We start from the raw sequence: 21,864 nt of genomic DNA on the forward strand, positions 1-21,864 counted from the left end.
TCGAGGTTGGGGAACAGCCCCACGTCGACGGGCACGAGAACCGGAAATAGGTGGGCCTGCCCTGGCACGTCACCACCGCCTCGCGGTTGGACGAAGCGCTGAATTCCGTCCATCGGGACCGGCCGAACCCGGCGTAGGTGTCCTCGTTGACCTCCGGTGCCCGGAGCCGAGGGTCGGTCCCGATGGCGAACCGGATCGGGAAGTCCCCGCCGTCGGTGATCGAGCAGACCCACACCGGGTCGAACGCGGTTGTCGCCCGTTCCCGGAAGCACCCGCCGGACGCGCCGGGCGCCGTGAACCCGGGCAGGCCGCAGGCTGCTGGCAGGACGACCTTGCCGCATCCTCGCCGTGTCGCAATGCCGTTGGCCGCCGCTGTGGCGAACCGCGCCATCGTCTCGGCCTTGGGCTCGGTCCCGTCGTACGTCGTGACCGCGACCCGAAGACCCCTGCCGCACTCGCCCGGAAGCAGCGCCCATGCCAGCGCGACCACCTCGATTCCGTGGCCTGGCGCCAGCCGTTTCGCGAATCGCGCAGCAGGGCGACCGCTCCGGGGATCGCTATCGAGGTCGGCCATCGCTCGATCCGTCCGTCGAGGGGCCGTCACAGAGTCGGCTCCTCGACGGAGGCGATCAGAGAATCGGCTCGCAGCCGATTGCCTTGCCCCCGGCAGCAAGGAACTGTCGTACGAGGTCCTTTTGGTCGGGGAACAGAAAGGGCTTTTCGAGGTCGTTCGCGTAGCCGCCGTTGACGGTGAAGAAGACGTCCTTGCCCTGGCAGGTGGCGACGAGTGTCCCACCCGCGACCCAGCGGGCCCGTCCGACATCGGACGACTCCTTGCCGTCCTTCTGAGGCAGGGCGGTGGTCCGCGGCTCGGTCGTGATCGCGAAGACCTGTGCCCGGCTGTCGTACCTCGGGTTACCGCCGATCGTGCAGGACCAGATCGGGCCGAACGCGGTGGTGACCTGTTGCGGCATGTGCCACTGGGCCTCGGGGTTCTTTGCGGGTGCGAACCCGGGCAGGCCGCAGAGGTTGGCCCAGTCCGGGTCCGTCTCGGCCCCCTTCGCCGACAGGCTCTTCGGTGGCGACAGCTTCCGGCCTCCGCACGAGCGCGCCTTGGCCACCCCGTTGGCGAAGGTCACGGCCAGGGCGGCCCTGGCCTCGTCATGGCCCTTCTCGCTGGTGTACACCTCGGTGCGTACGCCCTTCTGGCACCCCTCGGGGAGCACAGCCCACGCGGCGTCAGGGGTCACCGAGCCGGCCGTCTCGCCGGAGAACAATCGGGCATCCGATGCGGCCAATGTGCCCGGGCCGTCGCCGGTGTTGAGGAGGATGTCGAACTGTACGACCTTCTCGGAAGTCTCGAACAGGCCGGATCGGACCGTGGCGGAGCAGCTGTTCCCGGTAAAGTCCGCCGTTGGCGAGTAGCCTCGCTTGTCCTCGGTGATCCTCCCCGGCCCCAGCAGGTCGTGCACCTGGTCGGCGGTGGCGGCGCCGTCGCAGACGCTGTCCGGGCCTCCGAGGTTCGTCATTCGGTACAGCACGAAGCCCACCGCTCCGACCGGGACGAGGGAGAATGCCAACAGCACCACCGCCAGCCGAATCCGCAGCCTCCGCGTGGTGAACCCGCGCCGATTCAGCGCGGCACCGACCTTGCTGGCCGGTCCTGCGTTGTCGTCGGGAGGCCCGCTCTTGTTTCCAGTTCCCACGGTGCTCACGACCTGCCGAAGACGGTGCGATAGGTGTTGTTGATCCCGACGTCGTAGGCGGTACCCGCGTTCGCCTGCAGCTGCTGGGGGATGCCGCCGTCGAGGTCCAGGGTCTTGCGGTCGTATCCGGACATGATCATCTTGTAGTTGATCATCGCGTCCCCGGTGTCGATCTTCGACTTGACGCCGTCCGCGTACGCGGCGGTCCCGATGTCGACGTAGCGCTGCGCGACGTCGCCCACTCCCGGAATCAGGTTCGCTGGTGTGCCGAGCAGGTGGTAGTTCATCTTCGCCTGCCAGTCCGCGGTTGATTTCTCGGCGTCCGCGTGGTCGACGGCGGCGTCGGCGTACACCGCGTCGAGTGCGCCGAGGGTGGCGGCGGAGTTGTGGATGAGGGCTTCCAGCTCGGGCTTCGCATGGCCTGTCGCATCGGGCGTCATGACGTCCCGGCCGAGCCCGTCCAGGCGGCGGGCGATCTCCCGGGTCTCCGCGTGCTGGATGACGGCGAAGGACGCCGGGTCCTCGGCGGAACCGCGGATGAGACGTAGGAGTTGGCCCTGGGTGACGGTGAGACCGCTGGGTTCGGAAGGGCCGTGCAGCGGCTTGCCGAGGATCTCGTGCATGTCAGCGGCGTAGTCGGCGATCATGTCGGCCATCGGCCGGCGGAGTCCGGCCGGAAGGGACGTCTTGTCCCCCTGACCGGTGCCAGCGAAGGACTTCATCGTCTCGTCCATGATCTGCGACATGACCTTGTCGTGGGGGCGGACGACCGGTTGGTCGCTGTGCGGGTCCCGACCGGTCGTGGCCGCCTCCAGAGCGTAGCCGAACGCAGTACGTGAGGGCGTGAAGTCGGCGACGGCGTTCTGGTCGCTTCCTTGGGCGGGCCACTTCCGCTCGTGCAGCAGGTAGTCCAGGTTCTTGCTCTTCGCCGGGTCGAAGAAGTCCTTCGACGCCCCGGGGTTGTGGCTGAACGCGTTCATCAGACCGCCCATCGGGTCGGACTGGTTGGTCCCGCCGTTCCACTTCGGGCCCCAGAGGTCTTCGCCCTTGGCCTTGCTGGTGCGCTCGAAGTCGACCAGGTCGTTTCCGGCTTTGAGCAGGAACGCCTTGTCGAACCTCCCGCCCGCACCCAGCAGCGAGGTGAGCGCCGGGTAGTTGTCGTTCCAGCCTGCCGCCGAGTCTCCGGGCCGGCGTGCGGCCTTCAGGAGGCCGTCCTCCCAGTCCTTGCCCATGCCGCCGTCGCGGGTGGCCGTGGCGAGGACCGTCGACAGGTTGCCGTAGACGTCCTGGTAGCCCTTGGCGTTGTGGTTGCCGTGGGCGAGGTCGCCGTAGACCTTGGAGTACTCCAGCAGGGCGTCCGGGCCGGTCTTGCCGCCGTAGTTGAGGCTGTTGAGGAGGGTGGTGGAGAAGTCCTTGTTCTCCGCGTTGGCGGCCATGATGTCCTGCAGCTGCTTCAGCTCCGGATCGCTGAGGCTGCCGGCCTTGGACATCAGGTCCTTGGCCCGGTTGGCGTCAGCGATCGGGCCAGCGCCGTACGGCTTCGGGTTGAATGAGGTGGTGCTGGTGCCGATGTCGCTCTGGAGGGCGGTGGCGGCCCTCTGATCGGCGGCGGTGGCCCGGTCGACGGCCTTGCCGAGGCGGGTGGAGATCGCGTCGGCCTTGGCCCGCATCTCGGTGTTGTACTTCTTGGCGGCCTCGACCCCGTCGGGGTCGTTCCGCGAGCCGGGCAGCGGGGCCCAGCAGACCTCGCCATCGGGGGTGACGGTCAGCTCCTCGGTCTTCGCGTCGTAGATCGCGGTGAGGAGGTCGTTGTGGGCCGCGCGGAACTCCTCGGCGGCGGTGGTGATGATCGCGGCGAGGGCGGTCGCGACTGCCGACGCCTGTTTGAAGTCGGTGTCCACCCCCTCCAGCGCCGAGTTCGCGTTGGCCGCCGCCACGCCCTTCCAACCGGCCCGCTGCGCCGTGCCGGTGAGGTCCTTGCGGACCCGGCCGTCCAGGGTGGTGAGGGTCTTGGCGACGCTGGACCAGGCTTCGGACGCCTCCGTGACCGCGTCCGGACGGGCTTCGTATAACTGCTTGAAGGACACCATGTGCCCGCTTCCCCCTTAGTGAACTGCCGTGCCGAACAGCTGGGCGTTCTTGACCTCGTTGGCCGTGTACGTCCGCTGAGTGGTGTCGAGGTTGGTGGCGATCCCGTCGATCCGGTCGTGCAGGGCTGTGCACTGCTTCAGCCACCGTTCGGTGCAGCTGGTGACGGCGCTGCTGAAGGCGAAACCGCAGGTACCCGCCGACGCGGCGCTCATGTACTCACTGAGGCCCAGCGTGAGGGGCCCGCTGTTGCTGTTGGCCTGGATGAGCTCGGTGGCGATCTGCCGGGCTATCCCGGCCGAGGCGGCGAGTTCGTGCGGGGAGTCCAGTTGGGTGGTCGCCATGCCGGGGGGCGCGGCTTTCCAGGGCGCTGTGTCGGCGCTCTTGGCGGGGTTGGCGTACGGCGAGGTGCTGGGCGGCGTGCCGGGTGTCGATGCCGTTGCCGGGGCGACCGGGCCGGTGGTGAAGTCGGGTTCTCCCATGGGTGTGTAGCTCTCCCTCCCTCTGTGTGGGGGCAGTTTGCTCTGCGCCACGCTGACCGTGTCGTGCCCCACTGTCGGTATACTGACGCACCCTCCGCAGCGGCGGTTGCACGCGGGGTGGGGGAGACAGGCCGGGGCGGGGAGGTCCTGTCACCCACGCGAACGGCACCCCGGCGTCGATCGCACGCTGCAGCATCCACCGGAAGTGCTCGTTCTTCGTCGCGAACGGCACCTCATCAGGCACACCGGCCGCCCGGCAGCGCTCGCGGTCGTCCGTCCACGATGCCGGCAGGTACAGCTCCCGGTCGATCAACGCGCGGCCCTTGGCCGAGGCGTAAGCCAGGAACGTGCCGATCTGGGAGTTCTCCGTCCTGCCCGCCGTCCCGGTGTACTGCCGCTGCACACCCGCCGACCGCGAGCCCTTCTTCAGGAAGCCGGTGTCGTCGCCGATCAGGATGCCGTCCTCGGCGCCGATGGTCTCCACGACGAAGTCCCGCACGTCGTCGCGCACACCGTCCGCATCCCAGTCCGCCTCACCCAGCAGCCGCTGCATCCCGATCGGATGCCCCTCGCCCGCCCGCTCCGCCAGCGTCCACCCGTTCTTCCGCTCCAGCGGCGCAATCAACCCCGCCATATACGCCAGGGCCCGCGCACGCGGCTCCGACCTGGAAAAACGCCCAGCGAACCGCTCATGCAGCCCAGACAGCGTCTCCTGCCAGGCCCCGATCTGCCCCACCCCGAGATCCACAGACACGACAGAACACAACCACAGTCACTGGCAGAACTCGCAACTGCCCTACCAGTAACTGTGATTGCAGTATTAGGTGGGTCTGATTGTCGGGCCGGTCTCGGCGAGGCGGCCGTCTATGACCGGACCGCTGGCCGCCGCTGATTACGTGGTGCGCCCAGTGCGGTCGTCGTACTCTTCGCGGGCGGCGATGACTTCTTCGATGTGCAGCACGGACCACTCCGTGAGCGCCTTCAGCGGTTCCCGTAGCGTCTGGCCGAGCGCGGTCAGCTCATACTCCACGTGCGGCGGCACCTCTGGGTAGACGGTCCGGCTGACCAGCCCGTCGCGTTCGAGGGTGCGCAGCGTCTGGGTGAGCATCTTCTCGCTCACGCCCGCCAGCGCCTGCCGGAGATGACCGAACCGGGAGGTCCCGTTCCGGCCGAGTTCGCCCAGCACGAGGACCGCCCACTTGCTGCCGATCTGGTCGAGCAGGTCCCGCGACGGGCAGCCGCGCTCGTATGGATCGAATGACGGCATGGGCCCGGTCACATTCTCGACAGCAGCCATACGGCTCACCTCAATGCTTTCGCTGTGGTAAGTACCGTACCAAGAAGTGGCTACTCCCCAACAGAGAGTGTGCAGGTCATTCTTTGTTCCATCCCGCGGCGGACGGACCGCGGCAGGCGTGCGAGGCACGCGCGGAAGGAAGGAATGACCATCATGCCGATCGTCGTCACCGGAGCCACCGGCCAGCTGGGCAGGCTCACCGTCGAGGCACTGCTGCGGCGCGGGATCCCAGCCACGGACATCATCGCGACCGGCCGGGACATCGCCGGGATCAAGGATTTGGCCGACCGAGGCATCACGGTACGCCGCGCCGACTTCGCGGACACCGACGGCTTGGCCGAGGCATTCGCGGGGGCGGAAAGGCTGCTGCTGATCTCGGCCTCGGTCCCCGTGGGCGAGCGGGTCGCCAACCACCGCCGCGTGATCGATGCCGCGGCATCCGCAGGCGTGTCGCTAGTGGCGTACACGAGCACGACGCACGCGGACACGGCCACCACCGTCATCGGTGCCACGCACAGCGAGACCGAGGCGTATCTGCGGGACCGCGGAATCCCCAGCGTGCTGCTGCGCAACGGCTGGTACCTGGAGAACTACACCAGCCAACTGCCGCAGATCCTGCAGAACGGCGCGGTCGTCGGCGCCGCAGGCGAGGGGCGGATCAGCGCCGCGTCCCGCGCCGACTACGCCGAGGCCGCAGCGGTCGTCCTCACCGCTGAAGGTCACACCGGCGCCGTGTACGAGCTCGGCGGCGACGAATCCTTCACCCTGACTGAGCTCGCGGCCGCGATCTCCGCTGCGGCCGGAACGCAGGTTACCTACGCTGACCTCCCGGTGGCCGACTTCGCCCAGGTACTGGCCTCCGCGGGCCTGCCCGCCGAGCTGGCAGAGGTCCTCGCTGACGCTGACCGCGGTATGAACCGCGGCGAGATGTACACCGACTCTGGCGACTTGCGCCGCCTGATCGGCCGCCCGCCCGTGACCCTGGCTGAGGCACTCGCGGCCGCCCTGCGTTACTGAGGTTGAACTCGTGATGTGGCCGGGTGCTCAGGTGGGTCTGATTGCCCGGCCGGTCTCGGCGAGGCAGCCGTCTATGCAGAGGACGTCCCTACGGTCCCCGGTATGACGAACCACCTTGCTTTTCCACGTCTGCTCCGGTCGGGCCCTGTTGGACTGGTGGTCGGGTTGCTGATCAGGCCGGTAGCGGGCGGCGTCGAAGAGATGGGTGAACGTGTGCTGCCAGGGCCAGCGATAGGGCAAATGGAGCGTCAGCCGACCGGGCCGAGCGGGCGATTCGGGATCGGACGCGAATCAGGGGGGCGCGCAAGATCCCGGTGGTGGCCGTCCCGTGGAAGGTCCCGGCGAACTCCAGCGGCCCGTAGTAGGTTTTGGGTGATGGCCCCCAGGGCCAGCAACGTGTTGTTCGCCTGGAAATTGCGGGAAGGCAGGCTGTGCGACACCTGCGCCCACATCACCCGCTGCGCACCCGTCAGGCCGAGGCCCGCGCCGCCGCTCAGGACGTCACCGAGACCGCCGCCCGTCTCCTGGCCGACGAGCAGCTGGTCGTCCTCCATGTCGAGTACACCCCGGGCGAGCCCACCGCTGCCGGAACGCCCCGCCCGCCGGCCGCCGCCCGCCTCACCGCGCTCGACCGCACCGGTGCCTCTACGACCGCGCGGTACGCCTGACCGGCCCCCGCGCCCCCGGCGCCCCCGCCCACGCCATCAACCCCGCCCCCACCCTGGACTACCTCACCAACCTGCTCACCGAGCGAACCGTCCTCATCTGGCCCCCCGGCGACCTCGACCCTGAGCCTGCCGAGAATGTCATCCATGCAGCTCAAGGACTTGCTCGGGGCTGCGGCAGGATGATCACTCGTGTTCCTCCGTCTGGCATACCTGACCGTTACCAACGCGTTCGCTGCCTTGAGGCTGCTGCCGATGAGCGACCGGGACAAGGATGTGGAAATCCTCTCCCTGCGCCACCAGCTCACCGTCCTTGAGCGCCAGCTCCGCGCAGACAGGGTGAAGTTCGCTCCGGAAGACCGCGCTTTGCTCGCCGCGCTCCTCGTTCCGCTGCCGCGCGAGGTCCTGCGTCGCCTGCGACTGCTGGTCCACCCAGACACCGTGCTGCGCTGGCACCGCGACCTGATGAAGCGGCGCCACGCCCGCCTCAGCCGGCCGAAGCGGCCGGGCCGCCCGCCCACCGCCCGCTCGATCCGCGTCCTGATCCTGCGCCTGGTGCAGGAGAACCCGTCATGGGGCTACAGGCGTGTGGATGGAGAACTCGCCACCCTGGGCATCAGGGTCGCCGCCTCCACCGTCTGGGAGATCCTCAAAGCCGAAGGCATTGACCCCGCGCCCGACCGCCGCACCACCCCCTGGGCTGACTTCCTGCGCTCCCAGGCCGACGCCATCCTGGCGTGCGACTTCGTCGAGACCATCACCCTGACCGGCCAACGCCAGTACATCCTCGCGGCCATCGAGCACGCCTGCCGCCGCATCCGCATCCTGGGCACCACCGCCCACCCCACCGCCCACTGGGTCAGCCAGGCCGCCAGGAATCCGGTCATGGACCTCGAGGACACCGGGGCCGCCGTCAACTACCTGATCCGCGACCGGGACGCGAAGTTCCCAGCTCGCTTCGACCAGATCCTCGGCCACGCCGGCATCCAGGTCGTGCTCTCCGGCATCCGCATGCCGCGCATGAACGCCATCATGGAGCGGTGGGTGCAGACCTGCCGCCACGAACTCCTGGACCGGTCCCTGATCTGGAACGAGCGCGCCTGCGCCACGCCCAGCGCGAGTTCGAGTACCACTACAACGCGCACCGGCCCCACCAGGCCATGAACCAGGCGGCGCCCCTACGCGTGGTGCCCGAGCCGATCATTGATCCCGGACGAAGCTCTCGCCTGGACATACGCCGACATGACCGGCTCGGCGGAGTGATCCACGAGTACCGCAACGCCGCTTGACCTGGCTGGATGAGATATTCGGCAGGCGCACGCCTGTACACGGCGCCGAAACGCCCTTCGACCCACATCTGTTGCCGGACACGCCACTGGCGGCGCTGGCCGCCGGGTGGCTCAGGGGCAGGGCTTCTGGTACGGCGTACCGCCGGGGACGTACCGCTCCCACTGATCTTTCGTGATGGTGTCGCCCACGGACCCGCAGATGGCCTCAAGGGTGTCGGGCTGGTCCGTGCCCCAGATGTCCACGGTCGCGCCGACCGTCGCGATGAGCTTCCCGTCGGGACTCACCGAGATCTCGGAAGACCGGACCACGCCCGTCCGACCCGTGGCAACCACGGCCTGGAGCGTCGGGACCCGCCAGTTGCTGATATCCCAGAGCTCGATATGCGGGTCCCTCGGGCCGACGGCGGCGAAGCTGTCTCCCGTGCCCGTCATAGCAAGGGTATGGCCGTCCGGGCTGAAGGAGATCCCGGGGCCGGTCCCGGGCGCTTGCACGACCACCGGCTCCGCGTCGCTCAGCCGGTCGCCATTGACCTCCCACAGCCTGGTCGCGCCCGTGGAGTCGGACACCGCCAGCAGGCGGCCGTCCGGGCTGAAGGCCGGCTCGGACACGCCCGCACCGGCGGTGAGCGGCTTCGGCGGCAGGGTGGCTGGCTGCCGGAGGTCGGTGGTGTCCCAGAGCTGCAGCGAGTCCGCGCCGCCACCGGCCAGCAGACGATGGTCGGGGGAGAAGGCCAGGCGCCAGACCTTGCTCGGCAGTACGGCGATCCGTCGGGGATGCGTACGGTCCGCCAGATCGTACAGCTTCACCGTCGGAGTGACCCGGCCGTCCAGGGCGTTATTCGTGTCGGACACCGCCAGCGTGCGGCCGTCGGACGCGAAGGCGAGGGCACCGGCGGAGTTGTCGAGGTCGTCGATGGTGGACAGCACGGCCGCGTCCGGCTGCTCGGTGCTGCGCAGGCGGACCACGGACTTCCCGTTCTGGTCCAGCTCGCCGGTGGCCAGGATGCGGCCGTCGGAGCTGAAGGCGATGCCGCCCGCGCCCAGTTGGCCGCTGCCGGGCAGGGCGGCGAGCCGGTGGTGCAGTGAGTCGCCGCTCAGATCCCAGAGTGCCCCGTCGCTGTCTCCTTCCCAGGCGAGCAGCCGCCGCGGGCCGGAACTGAACGCCACCGGCACGACGAACCCGCTCGGCGCCCGGCCCAGGCTGGCCGCTGCGCCGGACTGAAAGGGGTTGGTCACATCGGTCAGGTGCACCCCCCGTCCGGTGGCGGTGAGCAGCAGGCTCTTCACGGACTCGGCCAACAGCGGGTTGCCCGCGGGTATGAACAGGGCGGGGCCGGCGGTGTTGCTGGCTTCGTCGACGATGGGCTCGTCCATCGCGTTGATGTCGGCGACGTCGAGCGGATCGTGGCTCACCTGCCACAGCACCGCGGAGTGCTCGCAGGCGGTGGCGAGCAGGTGCCCGTCCGGGCTGAACGCGGCCGATATCAGGCGCGTTCGGCAGTCTGGCACGGCGGCGCGGTCCGCGGTCTTCGCCATGTGCGGCTGGGCCTGGTTCCGCACGTCCCAGAGCCGGAGCGCGTTGCCGTCGCCGTCCCCGGGTCCGGCCAGCAGGTGCCCGTCCGGGCTGAACGCCAACCGGTGCAGCGGCTTGTGCTGGAGATCGTCGGTGAGCGGGCCGCCGTCCAGCTTCGGCAGAGCGACCGGCCGGGCGGGCACGGCGAGATCCCAGAGGTGCACCGACTTGTCGGCGCCGGCACTGGCCAGCGTGCGCCCCGACGGGGCGAAAGTGAGCGAGTCGACCACTCCGGTGTGGCCGGTCAGCGCCGGGAGGGGCTTCGGCGCGGCCGGCTCGGACAGGTCCAGGAGCCGGACCGCCCCGCCGTTCGTACCGGCGGCGAGCAGGTGTCCGTCCGGGCTGAAGGCGAGTGACGTGACGCCCGGCTGGTCGGCCGCCGGGGGTATCGCGCGTTCCTTGGGGTGGGCGGGATCGCCAATGTCCCACAGCCGCACCGTCTGCTTTCCCTGCTGACCGGCGGCCGCGGCGACCAGCCGTCCGTCCGGGCTCAGGGCGACCGGACCGACGCCCGGAAGCTGGATACGTCCTTCGCTGAAGCCCGCCGTGCTCCAGAGCGCGACCGAGTTCCCGGTCGAGATGGCCAGGCGGCGCCCGTCGGCGCTCTGGGCCAGGTCCGCCACCCGGTCCTGGCCGTCGAAGACGCCGTCCGTCCCCACTGCGGCGAACAGCGCGGCCTTGTTTGCCTGCGGGTCGAGCCGGTACGCCGTCACAGCAAGCTGCTTGGCCAAGCCGGGCTGGCTGTTGCGCAGGTCGACGGCTTCGGCTGCGACCAGCTGGGCCACCGCGTGCTGCTGCTGGGCGCGGGATTCTTGCTGGAAAGCGAGTGCCAGACCGCCGCCGCTCACCGACAGCAGGGTCAGCACCACCAGGGACGCGATCGCCGCCCTCCCGCGCCGGACCCGGCGCTGCTCGTACTGCTTCGAGCGGTCGAGGAACTCCGCCAGCCGTGGCGGGAGTTCCTCCGCCCGGCCGGCCTCGGCAGCACTCTCGCGGGCGGCCGTCAGCCGGGTTCCGCGATACAGCAGCGAAGGGTCCTGTCCGGCCTCCCACCAGGCCTCGGCGTCGGAGGCGAGCCGCTGACGTGTGCGCAGCCAGTCGCGGTCCGCGTCCACCCACTCGCGCAGACGCAGCCAGCCGCGCAGGAGGGCGTCATGGCTCAGCGCGACGGTCTGCTCGTCCAGGACGAGCAGCCGGGCCTCGGCGAACCGGTGCAGGGCCCGCTCAGCCGCCGCGGGGTCGGGCAGCCCGTGCACCAGGCCGGCGCGATCGACCCGTTGGGCGGTGTCCACGCTCCGGTCGTCGACCCGGACCAGGCGGGGCAGCATCCGGCGGAGGGCACTGCGGCCCGCCTCGTCCAGCCGGTCGTAGGTGTCATCGGCGGTGTGGGCGATCGCCTGGGTGATCCCGCCGGTGGCCCGCAGCCCGGCCACGGTCAGCCGGGCGCCGTGGCGTTGCCGCCAGATGGCCCACAGGGTATGGGAGAGCATCGGCAGCGTGCCCGGCTCCGGGCCGGTGAGCTGGGTGGCGCCCAGTTCGTGCAGCAGGAGGTCGGCCAGGCCCTCATCGAGCGTCAGTCCCGCCAGCTCGGCCGGCCGCTCGATCGCCGCGCGCAATTCCTCCGGCCGCATCGCCACGGCCTGCACCTGGTGGTCACGCAGGGCCCCCGCCAGTTCCGGGAAGACCAGAGCCTGACCGTAGAAGTCGGCCCGCAGAGCCAGTACCACCAGGGCCGGGGCGTCGGCGGCGAGGGCCGCCAGCGCGGCCAGGAAGGCCCTCCGGTCCGCCTGACTCCGGCAGACGGTGAACAACTCCTCCAGCTGGTCGACCACCAGCACCAGCCGCTCGGCGGACCGTTCCGCCAGTGCGCCGCGGACCAGCGCCGCCGCCGAACCCGGGTCCGCACGCAGGGGTTCGGCTCCAGCGGTACCGTCCGGGTGCAGCGCAGCGGCTAGGGCGTGCAATGGCTGCGCCCCGGGGGTGAGCAGCACGCTGGGCCAGCCGGCCGAGCCGGGTAACTCCGGTACGCCCCGGCCCAGGGCGGCGACCAGCCCGGCGTGCAGAACCGAGGTCTTCCCCGCGCCGGAGGGCCCGACCACGATCATCGGCTGCCGCCCGGCCAGCGCCTTGCCGCAGGCCCGCACCAGCTCTGCGACCAGCCGCTCCCGCCCGTGGAAGAACTCCGCGTCGTCCACGGCGAAGGATTCCAGGCCCGGGTACGGGCAGCGGCCCGGGGACGGCTCCTCCCCGACCGGGCCCACCGGCTCGGGCTGGGCCGGGTTGACGGCGAGCACCAGCCCGCCCGAACGGTCACCGGCCTGGCGGCGGGGCAACGGGCCCTGCTGGGCACGGAGGGTGCGGAACAGATAGTCGTACGCCGCGTCCAGGGTCAGCAGCCGCGGGCCGCGCGGATCACCCTCGTCGAACAGCTTGATCAGCGCCCCAGTGAAGGCGGTGTACTGCGCGTCCTCGGGTGCCAGGGCGAGCTGCTCGGCCGAGCCGAGCAGATACATGCCGTGGGCGGGCGGGAGCGTGAACTGCTGGGGCGAGCGGTTCGCGAGCTTGGCGCGCCCGGAGAAGCAGCAGTCGAGGACCACCACGACCGAGGGGGCCCTGCAGGCGCTCAGCGCCTCCCGCAAGTCGGCCAGTCGCAGCGCCTGATGGGCAGCCAGACCGGGCGTCAGCTGGTCGGTGCTGCTGGCCGCGAGGTACAGCTCGTCGCCAGGGCCGATGAGGCCGTGCCCGAGGTAGTAGACCAGCAGTGTGGTCTGGGCTTGCTGCGCCTCTTCGGCGACGGCCGTGGCCATGTCCCGGGCGGTCGCCGGGTCGGCCAGTAGACGAACCTGATCGGCGGGCACGCCGCACCGGCTGATCATCCGATCCCGTAGGGCTTCAAGGGTCCGGAAGACCGCGGGAACGGAAGTCAGCGTCGGACCCGCGTGCGTTGCCGTGCCGATCAGCAACACTCGGACGCCCGCCCCCGACAGATCCGTCATCGCGGGCCCTCGACCTCGCCCGTGTCCTCCGCCGCTTCCAGTACGCGGGTCGCGTCCGCCAGAAGCGCCCGGATCGTGCGGTCGTCCAGACCCTGGACGCGCTTGCCCGAGAACTCGACCGAGGCCCCGTCCGGCCGGCTGATCGTGAGGGTCACCTCACCGCGACGCTGGCGGATCCAGGACAAGACCGCAGTGGTCAGCGCTGTCGCGACGCCGCCCGGCCCGAGCGCCACGGCCAGTGCGTCGAGGACCGGGCCGAGCGTGCCCGGGGCAGGCGGACTCTCCACCGAGGTGATCCGGCCGCGCAGTTCGTCGACGTCGGCGAGCCAGGTGCGCAGCGAGCGCAGCTCGTCCGCCTCCTGACCGCCTGCAGCGGTGAGCGTTACGTCCAAGGCACTCCCCTTGCCGGGTAGGTCACTTGACGTCAACGGTACAAGCGGAGGAGCCCCTGTGGGGCTGATTATGACAATGCATGAACGTGGACGCCGACGGTGTTGATCCGATGCTGTACCGGTGGCCACGTCCCACAGGCGCGCCGTGTGTCCGTCGGGGCTGAATGCCAGGTCGACTTCGACCCCCATGGCCACCTCTCGGAGGCCCTCGGCATCCCGGAGACCCTCGACGACCGCGGCCTGTGCGGCACTTGTAGAACCAGGACTCGGACACGCCAAGGGCCCGGCAGGCGATCGTGTGCGGGACGCCGTGCGCGGTCCTCTGGTCGGCGATGAAGCCCGCAACCGTCACTTCGTCGCCTCCTTCACCCACAGGACCACCGATCGCTTGAGGACATCGCGCTCCATCCCGAGCCGCTGTCGCGAGCTTGCGAAGCATGGTGTTATCCCTCCCCGGCGGCCCCAACGGCCGCCTACGAACATCCATCCATGCTTCGCATAACTGTGTTGGACGCCGCTGCCCAGCAGCTTGCCGCCGCGCGGTGGGGCATCAAGCCGGCCGCCAAGCCCGGCCACGACGTCGCGGACGACTACAGCGACTACGACAACCCGCAGTGCGGCACCGCCTGGCTGTCCGGCAACGCGGTGGGCAACCTCAGCGTCGACATCTCCCCCGGATTCACCCTCAACCCCAACCAGCGGGCGATCTTCTACTACTGGGAGGTCGGCCTGTCCGACTCCGGCGGCGTCAGCCACCAGCACCGGGGCCCCTCCGGCCTGCTGGAGCGCCAGAGCTGGAAGGGCGACAAGCACGTCCCCGGCCTGTCGCCCAGCAACGGCATGGCCTGGATCGAGAGCACCAGCTACGCCACGCTCGACGACGGGTCGAGCTGCTACCCGGCACCGGGCGCGGTGATCGTCCACTACGCCATCTTCTGATCCGGCCAAGCGCCAACGGCATGGGGCTTGTCCTGACAGGCTGCCAGGGCAAGCCCCATGCCGACAGGAAGGACAGCGCGTGTTCCGCATCCCGCCGGGAGCCGACCAGCCCAGGCGCGCCGTTCCCACCCACGACGAGAAGGCGCGCGAGTTCGGCCGACCCATCGCAGCCCTGGCCCGCCCGGAACCCGGGTGGAAGATCTTGCTCGGCCGCGAAGGAATCGACGGCTACCTGACTGACGTCGACGTCCAGTACGCCCACCAGCGCTCCTACCGCGTCCGCGTGCGCACCACTCGGCCAGCGCCGGAGCACTTCAGGGTCAAACCGCGCACCCGCTTGGAGGATGTCCTCGACAATACGATCTCCAACTTCGACGAAGGCGAACTTGACCCCCGCGCATCAGCCGAGACACTGCTGAATCTTGCCCTCGCCATAACCGGGGAGGCGGTGCTGCGCCTCGACGGCCAGGAGCACACTGTCCGTACCGCGATCCGGGGTGGCTTCTTCGCGGCCATGCTCGAGCTCGGCGACCAGACCATCGCCGTGGCAGCACCAGAGTCGCTGCGCGACGTTGCCCTCGACCTGACCTGGATTCAGCCCGGCCAGACCCTGTAGGCAAAACCTGCTCAGGGCATGGGCTGCCACCCTGGCCGGAGACTCCCACCACAGGTCAGGGCGGTGAGTCTTTGCCCGAAATGGTCCGGTCGAGTGTTGGCGAGGCGCGGGGAGACGGCGGGTCTGCGAACACTGCCTCGCCACCTGATCAAGCAAATCGGCGAACCTATGAAGCCACGGCACCAGCGCCTTCCGGAGTGGGCGACGCGACCACCCAGGCGCTGGGGATGCTGATGGGGCCCGTTACGCGGTGGGGGCGTGGATGCGCCGCCAGCGCAAGGCCGAGGCTCTCAGCGCGGACTAGGCGGCGAAGCTGGACGCGCTGGATGATTTGTGGCGCCTGGAGCCGGACTGGAACCGCTCCTACCGCCGTCTGCTCGCCTACCTCGCCGCCGGCGGCACCCTGGACGGCCCCGCCAACCGCGCCGGCCTGGGCGATGACCCGGCGTTTAGGCCCGGTGCGTGGCTGCGCAAGCAGGACAAGGCGCGTAGCGACGGGAAGCTGACCGAGCAGCAGTCCGCCCTCCTGGACGCGCTCACCCGGCACGCCATGACCGTGACCGGCTGACCCGTCGCACCTCACCGTCCCGGCCAGCTCCGGTCAAGGCCCTGGGTACCAGCCGGTCGCCCGGGTCGTCACCGACGCCGGACCCCTCGCCCTGTACCTGGCCGAGGTGACTGGCGCCTGCCTCGCGGCCGACGACGGCTGATGACCCCGTTTCCCGACCCCGACTCCCTGCGGTCCCACGCGATGACCGACATCACCCGTCCCGACCCGAACCCCACCGCGTCCGAGCTCCTGGAGCTGGCATCGCACAGCAGCCGGCCCGCGCCCGCCGACCGGGACCTGGGCCGGGCAATTCTCGACTCGCCGCTGGTGCGCGGTTCGGTGTGGCTGCGCTGGACCCGGCACGACGGCATCCGAACGCTGCACCACGGCGCCGGGCTCGCCCGCGGCTGGACCGAGAAGGACGTCGACGGCCTCGACGGCTGGGTGGCCCTGGTGGAGGGCCGGATCGTCGTCGGACAAGGCCCGGACGGCCGGCCGGAGCCTGTCGTGCACGAAGAGGCTTGGCAGGCCGGCGCGACGCTGCACGCAGCCCTCGCCCAGCACCCCGCCCACCCCGACCACACCCAAGACGAAGACCAGCCCGACGACCAGGAGCAGCCGCTGCTCGGCGACGTCCCCCACCAGGTCCGCCGCCAGGCGGCCGGAATGACCCTGGAGAACATCCAGCACGCCCTGGAACAGGCCCAGTTCGAGGAACGCTGCGCCGACCGGCACACCGACGCCGGCCACGAAACCGCCTACACCACCGCCGCCGACACCCTCGCCGAATGGCAGCGCATCCACGACCGCACCGCCACCACCCGCGCCGAACACTACGACCCCGACCACGACACCGCCCTCCAGCACACGCTGCGCCGCGAGCACCACCGCCAGGACGTGGCCGACCGGGTCCGCGAGGCCGCCTACCAGGCCCGGCAGACCACCGACGTCGCCCACCGCCGCCTCGCCGGCACCGCAGCCCAGCCCCTCTACACCGCCCTCGAACGCGCCGGCCTCCACACCCTCACCGACGACGACCACCAGGCCGTCCGCGACCTCACCCGCACCCTCGACCCCGCCACACTGCGCCAGGTCACGAGCTGGCTTGAGCGCACCCGCACCGCCGCCGCTGCGCTGCGCGGCCCCGAGCAGGAGCGGCCCGGGCGGCCCGTCGTACGACGCAACCGGTTCTGACAGGTCGTTCCCTGGTGAAAGGTGTTGACCTTGCCGTTCGGCGGGCGTTGGATGGCGCTCCCGGGCCGGTCCCCACAAACCCGCCCGTCGCACAGGAAGGAACGGGTGCCCTGTGACCGACCCCCACGCCGATCGCCCCAACATCCTCCGGCGCCTCGACTGCGAGGACTGCCACGCCGAACCGGACCGCGAGAACATCCGCATCACCGCAATCGAGCGCGACCTGAGCCTCAGCGAGACCTGGCACACCGAGCAGTGCCCCGCCTACACGGTCGAGATGATCCTCATGGAGGCCGGCGCCGCGAAGGTCAGGGAACAGGACGCGTGGGCCAAGGAAGCCTTCCCCGCCGCCCACAGCCGGCTACAGGAGGCCGCCGAGGCGCTCCCGCCCGGAACCGCCGCGGACCCGTTCATCGCGGCCCTGCTGGAACTCGTCCAGGCCCAGGCCGACGACACCGACCTCTTCGTCACCCTGCCCATGTGGACCGGGATCCTTCAGCGGCACTTCCCGCCGAAGGACCCGGCCTGACGCGCAAGACCCGTTCGCCTGGCCGGGTGAAGACGTCCCCGGCCGGGCGACACGCCTGCTCCGCTCGTCCTACAACCTGTCACAGGACATCCCTACCGTCCCCGGTATGACGAACCACCCGCGCACCACCACGCCGACCACACCCATCTCCCCGCTGCTCCCCGCCAGCCAGGCCCGCAGCAGAACCACCAACGGGCGGTGGACGGCATGAGCCTGACCTCCGGCCTCAGCTGCCCCGCACACCGCTGCGCCGTTTCCTGGACCGGGAGATGTCGGCGGGCCCCACGCCGCTGCGGGAGAACTTCCGCACCCGGTACGCCACCGAGCCCGTCCTGGTGCCACCCGAAGGAGTAGGCACCGAGGCTGGCACGGTCGGGACCGCGATCGACCAGCGCCTGCGCCTGGCTTTCACCGCCGCCGAACCCGTCGACCTGGCCACCAACCTGGGAATCGACATCAGCCGGGGCATGGGCGGCCCCCAGGCCGGTGAGCGCATGGGCGTCGTCGGCGAACAGCTCCTCCGGCGCCTGGCCGAGCCCGTACACGCCCTGGACCCGGACAACCGGCACCTGCCGCTGGACCGCTCCTGAAGAGGAACAAGACCTCGCACGGCTCCTACTCGCCGCGGCCTGGTACCAGGTCGCCTCCCGCAACCCTTACGGCTTCACCTACACCCTGCTGTTCCTGGCCGCCGTCGAAGCCCCCAAGGACTTCACTTTGAAGCGCCTCGAGTTCGAAGGGTTCTTGGTCGGCGGTGCAGTTGAGGGCACGTCGCAGACTTGCCTGCCGGCGTGTGCACGAGCCTCTCCAGCCCGCGCTGCGGCGCTGGTCGGCGGGCTACTCGCCATCGTCGAGAGCTCGATAGTCGCGGCTGTGCGGCAAGCCGGTCACCAGTTGCAGGAACTCCTCGTGCAGTCGGCCGTTGGTGACCAGCACCGACATGTCGCCTTCCAGTACGGACGCGCCGTCTAGGTCGGTCACCCGGCCGCCCGCCTCCGTGACGATGACCGGCATCGGAGCGACGTCCTCGTAGCCCATCGGCGGACCGGCAATGACGCCGGCGTCGGCTCGGCCCGTCACCAGGGCCGCGATCATGCCGGTCGAGGGCACCAGGAGGACTCGGCGGTGGAGAGCGCAAAGGAGTTCCTCTGGCCAACCGGCCGGGTTGTGCATCAGCGTCCTTGCCCCGCCCAGGCGGGTCCGTTCCGTGACCTGGGCGCGGCGGCCCGATTGCAGGTCCGGGTCCGGACCCGGCAGCACCCAGCAGCCCAGGCCACGACCCGCCGCGATCATCTGCTGGCTCAGGGGCATGTTGATCACGCCGATAGCGGGTCCGTGTTCGTCCTCGTAGGCGAGATCGTTCGAGAACAGCGGCACTCGGTGGGTGAAGTACGTCGTGCCGTTGATGGGATCGATGATCCATCGCCGTCCTGATAACCCGCTGGTCGCACCGCCCTCCTCTCCGAAGATTCCGTCGTCCGGCACCCGCTGGCTCAGCTCCTTCCTGATCAGCTCTTCAACTGCCACGTCGATCTCGGTGACCTCGGTGCCGTCCTCCTTGAGACGGCTGTGCCAGTCATCGCTGAAGAAGCCTTGCGCCGACATCTGCCCGGCGCGACCGGCCAGGCGAACAGCGAAGTCCAGAAGCTCCCGGTCGACGGGAGGGGCATCGAACGCGTAATCCATCCGTCGAGCCTTTCACGGCTCACTGACCGCGGGTGGGGCCAGATCAACTTCGTACGTTGTGGAGCCACTTCTAAGCCGTGCCTTGGAGCCCAATGAGGTGCTTACAAACAGAGGCTCGTCGGCGGGAGGCGGCTACCACGGCTGGGCTGGTGAACCGTCAGCCTCCAGACCGAACCGCTCCAGCCGTTCCGCACCTGCCGTGTTCCCCGCGCGCTTGTAGAGCCCGGCCATGCCCTCCAAGGCAGAGGCGTCTCCGCCGTCGGCGGCCCGAAGCCACAGCCGTTCCGCGCCTGCCGTGTCGCCCGCCCGCTCGCGCAGCCCGGCCAGGCTCGTCAGAGCCCAGGGGGCTCCGGCGTCGGCGGCCTGCTGGGCGAATCGTTCCGCGCTTGCCGTGTCGCCCGCTTGCTCGCGCAGTTCGGTGACGTTGCTATCGCAGTTCCGGCGATGTCCGTTCGGCTGCTTCCGCGAGCTTGGCGGCCAGATCCTTGAGGGCTGGTCGGAGTTCGTCAGGGTGGTGGATGGTGAAGGGCCATTCAAGGGAGGCGAGCATGTGTGCCATGCCGTCGAGGCGCTCTGCCCGGGCGTGCATCAGGACGCCAGTGGGCTGGGGGGTGAGCGTGACGGCGGTGTTCGGCAGCCTGCGGGCGATCTCGTCGAGGGGGCCGTGGATCGTTACCTCGACCTGCCAGCGGTAGGGCCCTTGAGCGAGGGTTGAGGTCAGGTGGGCGACGGGGTCGAAGTCGTCGGGTGTGGTGAAGGTCTGCCGGCGGGGGTGGACGGAGGTGATGCGGTCGATGCGGAAGGTCCGCAGGTCGTCGCGGAGATGGTCGTGGCCGATGAGATACCAGCGACCGGTGTGGAAGACCACGCCGTAGGGGTCGATGTCGCGCTCGGTCAGGTCCTGTCGCCAAGACTGGTACGTGATGCCGACAGTCGTTGTGGCGCGGGAGGCCTGGGCCAGTGCCAGCAGGACTCCGCTCCCGGGTGCCTGGGCGCTCACGGGGTTCGCGGTGAAGAACAGGGTTTCCCGCATGGCGGTGAGCGGCTCTCGCAGGGCGTTCGGAAGCACTCTCTCGATCTTGGCCCGGGCGCCCGCGCCGGCCAGCGCGGTCGTGCCCATCCCGAGCCGCTCGGCGGCGAGGAGTCCGAGGACGACGGCGAGGGCCTCGTCGTTGGTGAGTACCAGGGGCGGCATCCGGTAGCCGCGCGCCAGTCGGTAGCCCCCGTAACGGCCGCGCTCGGCCTCCACGGGGATGCCCAGGTCGCGCAGGTGAGCGATGTACCGGCGGACCGTGCGGACATCGGTGTCCAGCCGGTCGGCCAGCTCGGTCCCGGTGAGCCCGGCGTTCGACTGGAGCAGTTCCAGCAAGGTCAGCACGCGGGTCAGGGGATGCGACATGGATCACTCGATATTTCAGGGCTGATTCTGTCCTGTATCGACTCTACGCTCCCCGCAGCACCTCACTTCAGGGAGATCACATGGCCACCTTCGTACTCGTTCCCGGCGCCTGGCTCGGCGCGTGGGCCTGGGAGGACACCGCCCGCTTCCTGCGCGAGCACGGCCACACGGCGCTGCCGCTGACACTGACCGGCCTGGCCGAGCGCGCGGAGGATGGCGGCCCCGAGACGGACCTGGACACGCACATCGCGGACATCACCGAATTCGTCGAGAAGAACGATCTGCGCGAGGTCACCCTGGTCGCCCACAGCTACGCGGCCGCCCCGATCACCGGGGCAGCCGGGGGCCTCGGCGACCGGCTTGAGCGCGTGGTCTACGTGGACAGCGCCCCGTTCGCCGCGGGCATGCGCATGCTGGACCTCATGCCACCGAAGGCCGCGGACCAGCTGAGCCAGCAGGTCTCGGCCCACGGCGACGGCTGGCGGCTGCCGATGCCGCAGTTCGAGGCCCTGGGCCTGTCCAGCAGCCTCGACGGCCTCGATGAGGACCGGCGGAACGTGCTGAGCGCGCGTGCCACCCCTCAACCGTTCGGCACCTACACCCAGCGCCTCGCCGGCCCGGCCGAATTTGGCCCCGGCGTGGACCGTGTCCTGATCTCCTGCCGCGACTTCCAGGGCCTGCTGGACAGTGGGGTGCCTATGCTGGCCTTCCTCAACCACGCGCCATGGCGTCGCTTCGACCTGCCTACCGGGCATTGGCCGATGCTGTCGGTGCCCGCCGAGCTCGCCGACATTCTCCACACGGCCGTCTCCTGACCGAGACCGACCCAACGAGACACGATGACAGTGCCCGACGACGAGTGCGTTCGTGAACTGCGGGCCCGCGGGCAGGCCTTGGCCGGCGGGGTTCGGGAGCCTCTGCCGCAGCGGTCGTCAGCCGGATCTTCGCCATCCAGGCCCAGGACACCACAGCCGCGTGACCGCAGCGTGTTGCAGGCCCCGGGGCCACGCCCGCATGGCCCAGCCACGCCCCCGGCGGCCTGCGCGCCCAGCGCGTGGCTGTTCGGTCAGGCTGTCGCCGACACCCGCCGTTCTCCTGCTTCGGCCGTATTCGGTCGTTGAGCCGGATGAGCGTCTCCATTGGAGGTGCGTGGTGGATGCCCTGCTCGCACTGCTGCCCGGCTCGTACAGCCCGCACAGCTGCGCCCGCCGCGACTGGGAGCGGCGGGTACGCCCGGGGCCACCGCGCCGCTGTACCGCAAGGCGTGGTCCCGTGGATTCCCGTGTCGCGCCCGGCGTGGCCGTTACCTGGGAACGCTGGGTATCAAAGACCTTCGCGGGCGTGTCACCTGAGAAGCGATTCCCAAACCGAAGGTAGGGTCACGTTTTCGCAGGTGAGGTGTGTGGCCGTCGCTCGGTAGGCATGCTCGGACCGTCGTGTTGGTGC

The 21,864-nt window shown here is 70.1% G+C and carries 17 protein-coding genes and 2 pseudogenes; 9 read left to right on the top strand and 10 right to left on the bottom strand.

The window, feature by feature from the left end; all coding sequences use genetic code 11:
• Nucleotides 1-629 precede the first annotated feature (629 nt).
• From ACFV1W_RS31375 to ACFV1W_RS31395, 5 genes and pseudogenes are all read right to left on the bottom strand, one after another.
• The gene (locus tag ACFV1W_RS31375) at nt 630-1,715 is read right to left on the bottom strand and encodes a hypothetical protein (RefSeq protein ID WP_380420638.1); all 1,086 of its coding nucleotides are present in this window, start codon (nt 1,713-1,715) and stop codon (nt 630-632) included.
• Entirely contained in the window at nt 1,712-3,796 is a 2,085-nt protein-coding gene (locus ACFV1W_RS31380) for a hypothetical protein (RefSeq protein WP_380420639.1), read from the bottom strand. Before ACFV1W_RS31380 ends, ACFV1W_RS31375 begins: the two co-directional genes overlap by 4 nt.
• Nucleotides 3,797-3,811: 15 nt before the next feature.
• Nucleotides 3,812-4,276 carry a hypothetical protein gene (locus tag ACFV1W_RS31385; RefSeq protein WP_380420655.1) on the bottom strand — a complete coding sequence of 155 codons (465 nt, stop codon included), beginning with the start codon at nt 4,274-4,276 and terminating at the stop codon, nt 3,812-3,814.
• Between the two features lie 148 nt (nt 4,277-4,424).
• Nucleotides 4,425-5,003 (bottom strand): annotated as a pseudogene (locus ACFV1W_RS31390) (IS701 family transposase); the annotation flags it as partial.
• A 165-nt stretch (nt 5,004-5,168) separates the two neighbouring features.
• Nucleotides 5,169-5,573 carry a winged helix-turn-helix transcriptional regulator gene (locus ACFV1W_RS31395; protein WP_380420640.1) on the bottom strand — a complete coding sequence of 135 codons (405 nt, stop codon included), beginning with the start codon at nt 5,571-5,573 and terminating at the stop codon, nt 5,169-5,171.
• A gap of 144 nt (nt 5,574-5,717) precedes the next feature.
• Between ACFV1W_RS31395 and ACFV1W_RS31400 the strand changes: the two genes are divergently transcribed.
• Nucleotides 5,718-6,590: an SDR family oxidoreductase gene (locus ACFV1W_RS31400; protein ID WP_380420641.1), complete on the top strand. Its 873-nt coding sequence runs from the start codon at nt 5,718-5,720 to the stop codon at nt 6,588-6,590.
• A 248-nt stretch (nt 6,591-6,838) separates the two neighbouring features.
• Here ACFV1W_RS31400 and ACFV1W_RS31405 read toward each other — a convergent pair whose 3' ends face one another.
• Nucleotides 6,839-7,144 (bottom strand): hypothetical protein, encoded by a 306-nt coding sequence (locus ACFV1W_RS31405; RefSeq protein ID WP_380420642.1) that lies wholly within the window; start codon nt 7,142-7,144, stop codon nt 6,839-6,841.
• A 303-nt stretch (nt 7,145-7,447) separates the two neighbouring features.
• On the opposite strand from ACFV1W_RS31405, the pseudogene ACFV1W_RS31410 reads away from it, so the two are divergent.
• Nucleotides 7,448-8,544, top strand: a pseudogene (locus ACFV1W_RS31410) (integrase core domain-containing protein).
• Nucleotides 8,545-8,655: 111 nt separating this feature from the next.
• On the opposite strand, the gene ACFV1W_RS31415 reads toward ACFV1W_RS31410, so the two are convergent.
• Both ACFV1W_RS31415 and ACFV1W_RS31420 read right to left on the bottom strand, forming a co-directional pair.
• On the bottom strand, nt 8,656-12,975 hold the full coding sequence (locus tag ACFV1W_RS31415; RefSeq protein WP_380420643.1) for an AAA family ATPase: 4,320 nt from the start codon (nt 12,973-12,975) through the stop codon (nt 8,656-8,658).
• A 134-nt stretch (nt 12,976-13,109) separates the two neighbouring features.
• A complete protein-coding gene (locus ACFV1W_RS31420) occupies nt 13,110-13,505 on the bottom strand; it encodes a hypothetical protein (protein ID WP_380420644.1) in 396 nt (131 codons plus the stop codon).
• Between the two features lie 489 nt (nt 13,506-13,994).
• On the opposite strand from ACFV1W_RS31420, the gene ACFV1W_RS31425 reads away from it, so the two are divergent.
• From ACFV1W_RS31425 to ACFV1W_RS31450, 6 genes are all read left to right on the top strand, one after another.
• Complete coding sequence (locus ACFV1W_RS31425; protein WP_380420645.1) at nt 13,995-14,444, top strand: hypothetical protein; 450 nt, start codon at nt 13,995-13,997, stop codon at nt 14,442-14,444.
• Between the two features lie 79 nt (nt 14,445-14,523).
• Complete coding sequence (locus ACFV1W_RS31430; protein ID WP_380420646.1) at nt 14,524-15,060, top strand: hypothetical protein; 537 nt, start codon at nt 14,524-14,526, stop codon at nt 15,058-15,060.
• A gap of 331 nt (nt 15,061-15,391) precedes the next feature.
• Nucleotides 15,392-15,628 (top strand): helicase associated domain-containing protein, encoded by a 237-nt coding sequence (locus ACFV1W_RS31435; RefSeq protein WP_380420647.1) that lies wholly within the window; start codon nt 15,392-15,394, stop codon nt 15,626-15,628.
• Between the two features lie 183 nt (nt 15,629-15,811).
• Nucleotides 15,812-16,804, top strand: coding sequence for a hypothetical protein (locus ACFV1W_RS31440; protein ID WP_380420648.1), 993 nt, complete (start codon nt 15,812-15,814; stop codon nt 16,802-16,804).
• A gap of 112 nt (nt 16,805-16,916) precedes the next feature.
• Nucleotides 16,917-17,333 carry a hypothetical protein gene (locus tag ACFV1W_RS31445; protein WP_380420649.1) on the top strand — a complete coding sequence of 139 codons (417 nt, stop codon included), beginning with the start codon at nt 16,917-16,919 and terminating at the stop codon, nt 17,331-17,333.
• 269 nt (nt 17,334-17,602) lie between these two features.
• Nucleotides 17,603-17,923 (top strand): hypothetical protein, encoded by a 321-nt coding sequence (locus ACFV1W_RS31450; protein WP_380420650.1) that lies wholly within the window; start codon nt 17,603-17,605, stop codon nt 17,921-17,923.
• A 247-nt stretch (nt 17,924-18,170) separates the two neighbouring features.
• Here ACFV1W_RS31450 and ACFV1W_RS31455 read toward each other — a convergent pair whose 3' ends face one another.
• Together ACFV1W_RS31455 and ACFV1W_RS31460 are read right to left on the bottom strand one after the other, a co-directional pair.
• Nucleotides 18,171-19,019, bottom strand: coding sequence for an inositol monophosphatase family protein (locus ACFV1W_RS31455; RefSeq protein ID WP_380420651.1), 849 nt, complete (start codon nt 19,017-19,019; stop codon nt 18,171-18,173).
• 427 nt (nt 19,020-19,446) lie between these two features.
• Complete coding sequence (locus ACFV1W_RS31460) at nt 19,447-20,418, bottom strand: helix-turn-helix transcriptional regulator (protein WP_380420652.1); 972 nt, start codon at nt 20,416-20,418, stop codon at nt 19,447-19,449.
• 80 nt (nt 20,419-20,498) lie between these two features.
• On the opposite strand from ACFV1W_RS31460, the gene ACFV1W_RS31465 reads away from it, so the two are divergent.
• Entirely contained in the window at nt 20,499-21,233 is a 735-nt protein-coding gene (locus ACFV1W_RS31465) for an alpha/beta fold hydrolase (protein WP_380420653.1), read from the top strand.
• Nucleotides 21,234-21,864: the final 631 nt, after the last annotated feature.

This window comes from Kitasatospora sp. NPDC059648 (assembly GCF_042734825.1).
Classification (GTDB): Bacteria; Actinomycetota; Actinomycetes; order Streptomycetales; family Streptomycetaceae; genus Kitasatospora.

Excerpts from the sequence above, each read along its gene's own strand:
- ACFV1W_RS31380 (WP_380420639.1), bottom strand. The coding sequence starts at position 3,796 with ATGGTGTCCTTCAAGCAGTTATACGAAGCCCGTCCGGACGCGGTCACG.
- ACFV1W_RS31465 (WP_380420653.1), top strand. The coding sequence starts at position 20,499 with ATGGCCACCTTCGTACTCGTTCCCGGCGCCTGGCTCGGCGCGTGGGCC.
- ACFV1W_RS31395 (WP_380420640.1), bottom strand. The coding sequence starts at position 5,573 with ATGGCTGCTGTCGAGAATGTGACCGGGCCCATGCCGTCATTCGATCCA.
- ACFV1W_RS31455 (WP_380420651.1), bottom strand. The coding sequence starts at position 19,019 with ATGGATTACGCGTTCGATGCCCCTCCCGTCGACCGGGAGCTTCTGGAC.
- ACFV1W_RS31405 (WP_380420642.1), bottom strand. The coding sequence starts at position 7,144 with ATGGAGGACGACCAGCTGCTCGTCGGCCAGGAGACGGGCGGCGGTCTC.
- ACFV1W_RS31450 (WP_380420650.1), top strand. The coding sequence starts at position 17,603 with ATGTCGGCGGGCCCCACGCCGCTGCGGGAGAACTTCCGCACCCGGTAC.
- ACFV1W_RS31440 (WP_380420648.1), top strand. The coding sequence starts at position 15,812 with ATGACCGACATCACCCGTCCCGACCCGAACCCCACCGCGTCCGAGCTC.
- ACFV1W_RS31425 (WP_380420645.1), top strand. The coding sequence starts at position 13,995 with ATGCTTCGCATAACTGTGTTGGACGCCGCTGCCCAGCAGCTTGCCGCC.
- ACFV1W_RS31400 (WP_380420641.1), top strand. The coding sequence starts at position 5,718 with ATGACCATCATGCCGATCGTCGTCACCGGAGCCACCGGCCAGCTGGGC.
- ACFV1W_RS31385 (WP_380420655.1), bottom strand. The coding sequence starts at position 4,276 with ATGGGAGAACCCGACTTCACCACCGGCCCGGTCGCCCCGGCAACGGCA.
- ACFV1W_RS31460 (WP_380420652.1), bottom strand. The coding sequence starts at position 20,418 with ATGTCGCATCCCCTGACCCGCGTGCTGACCTTGCTGGAACTGCTCCAG.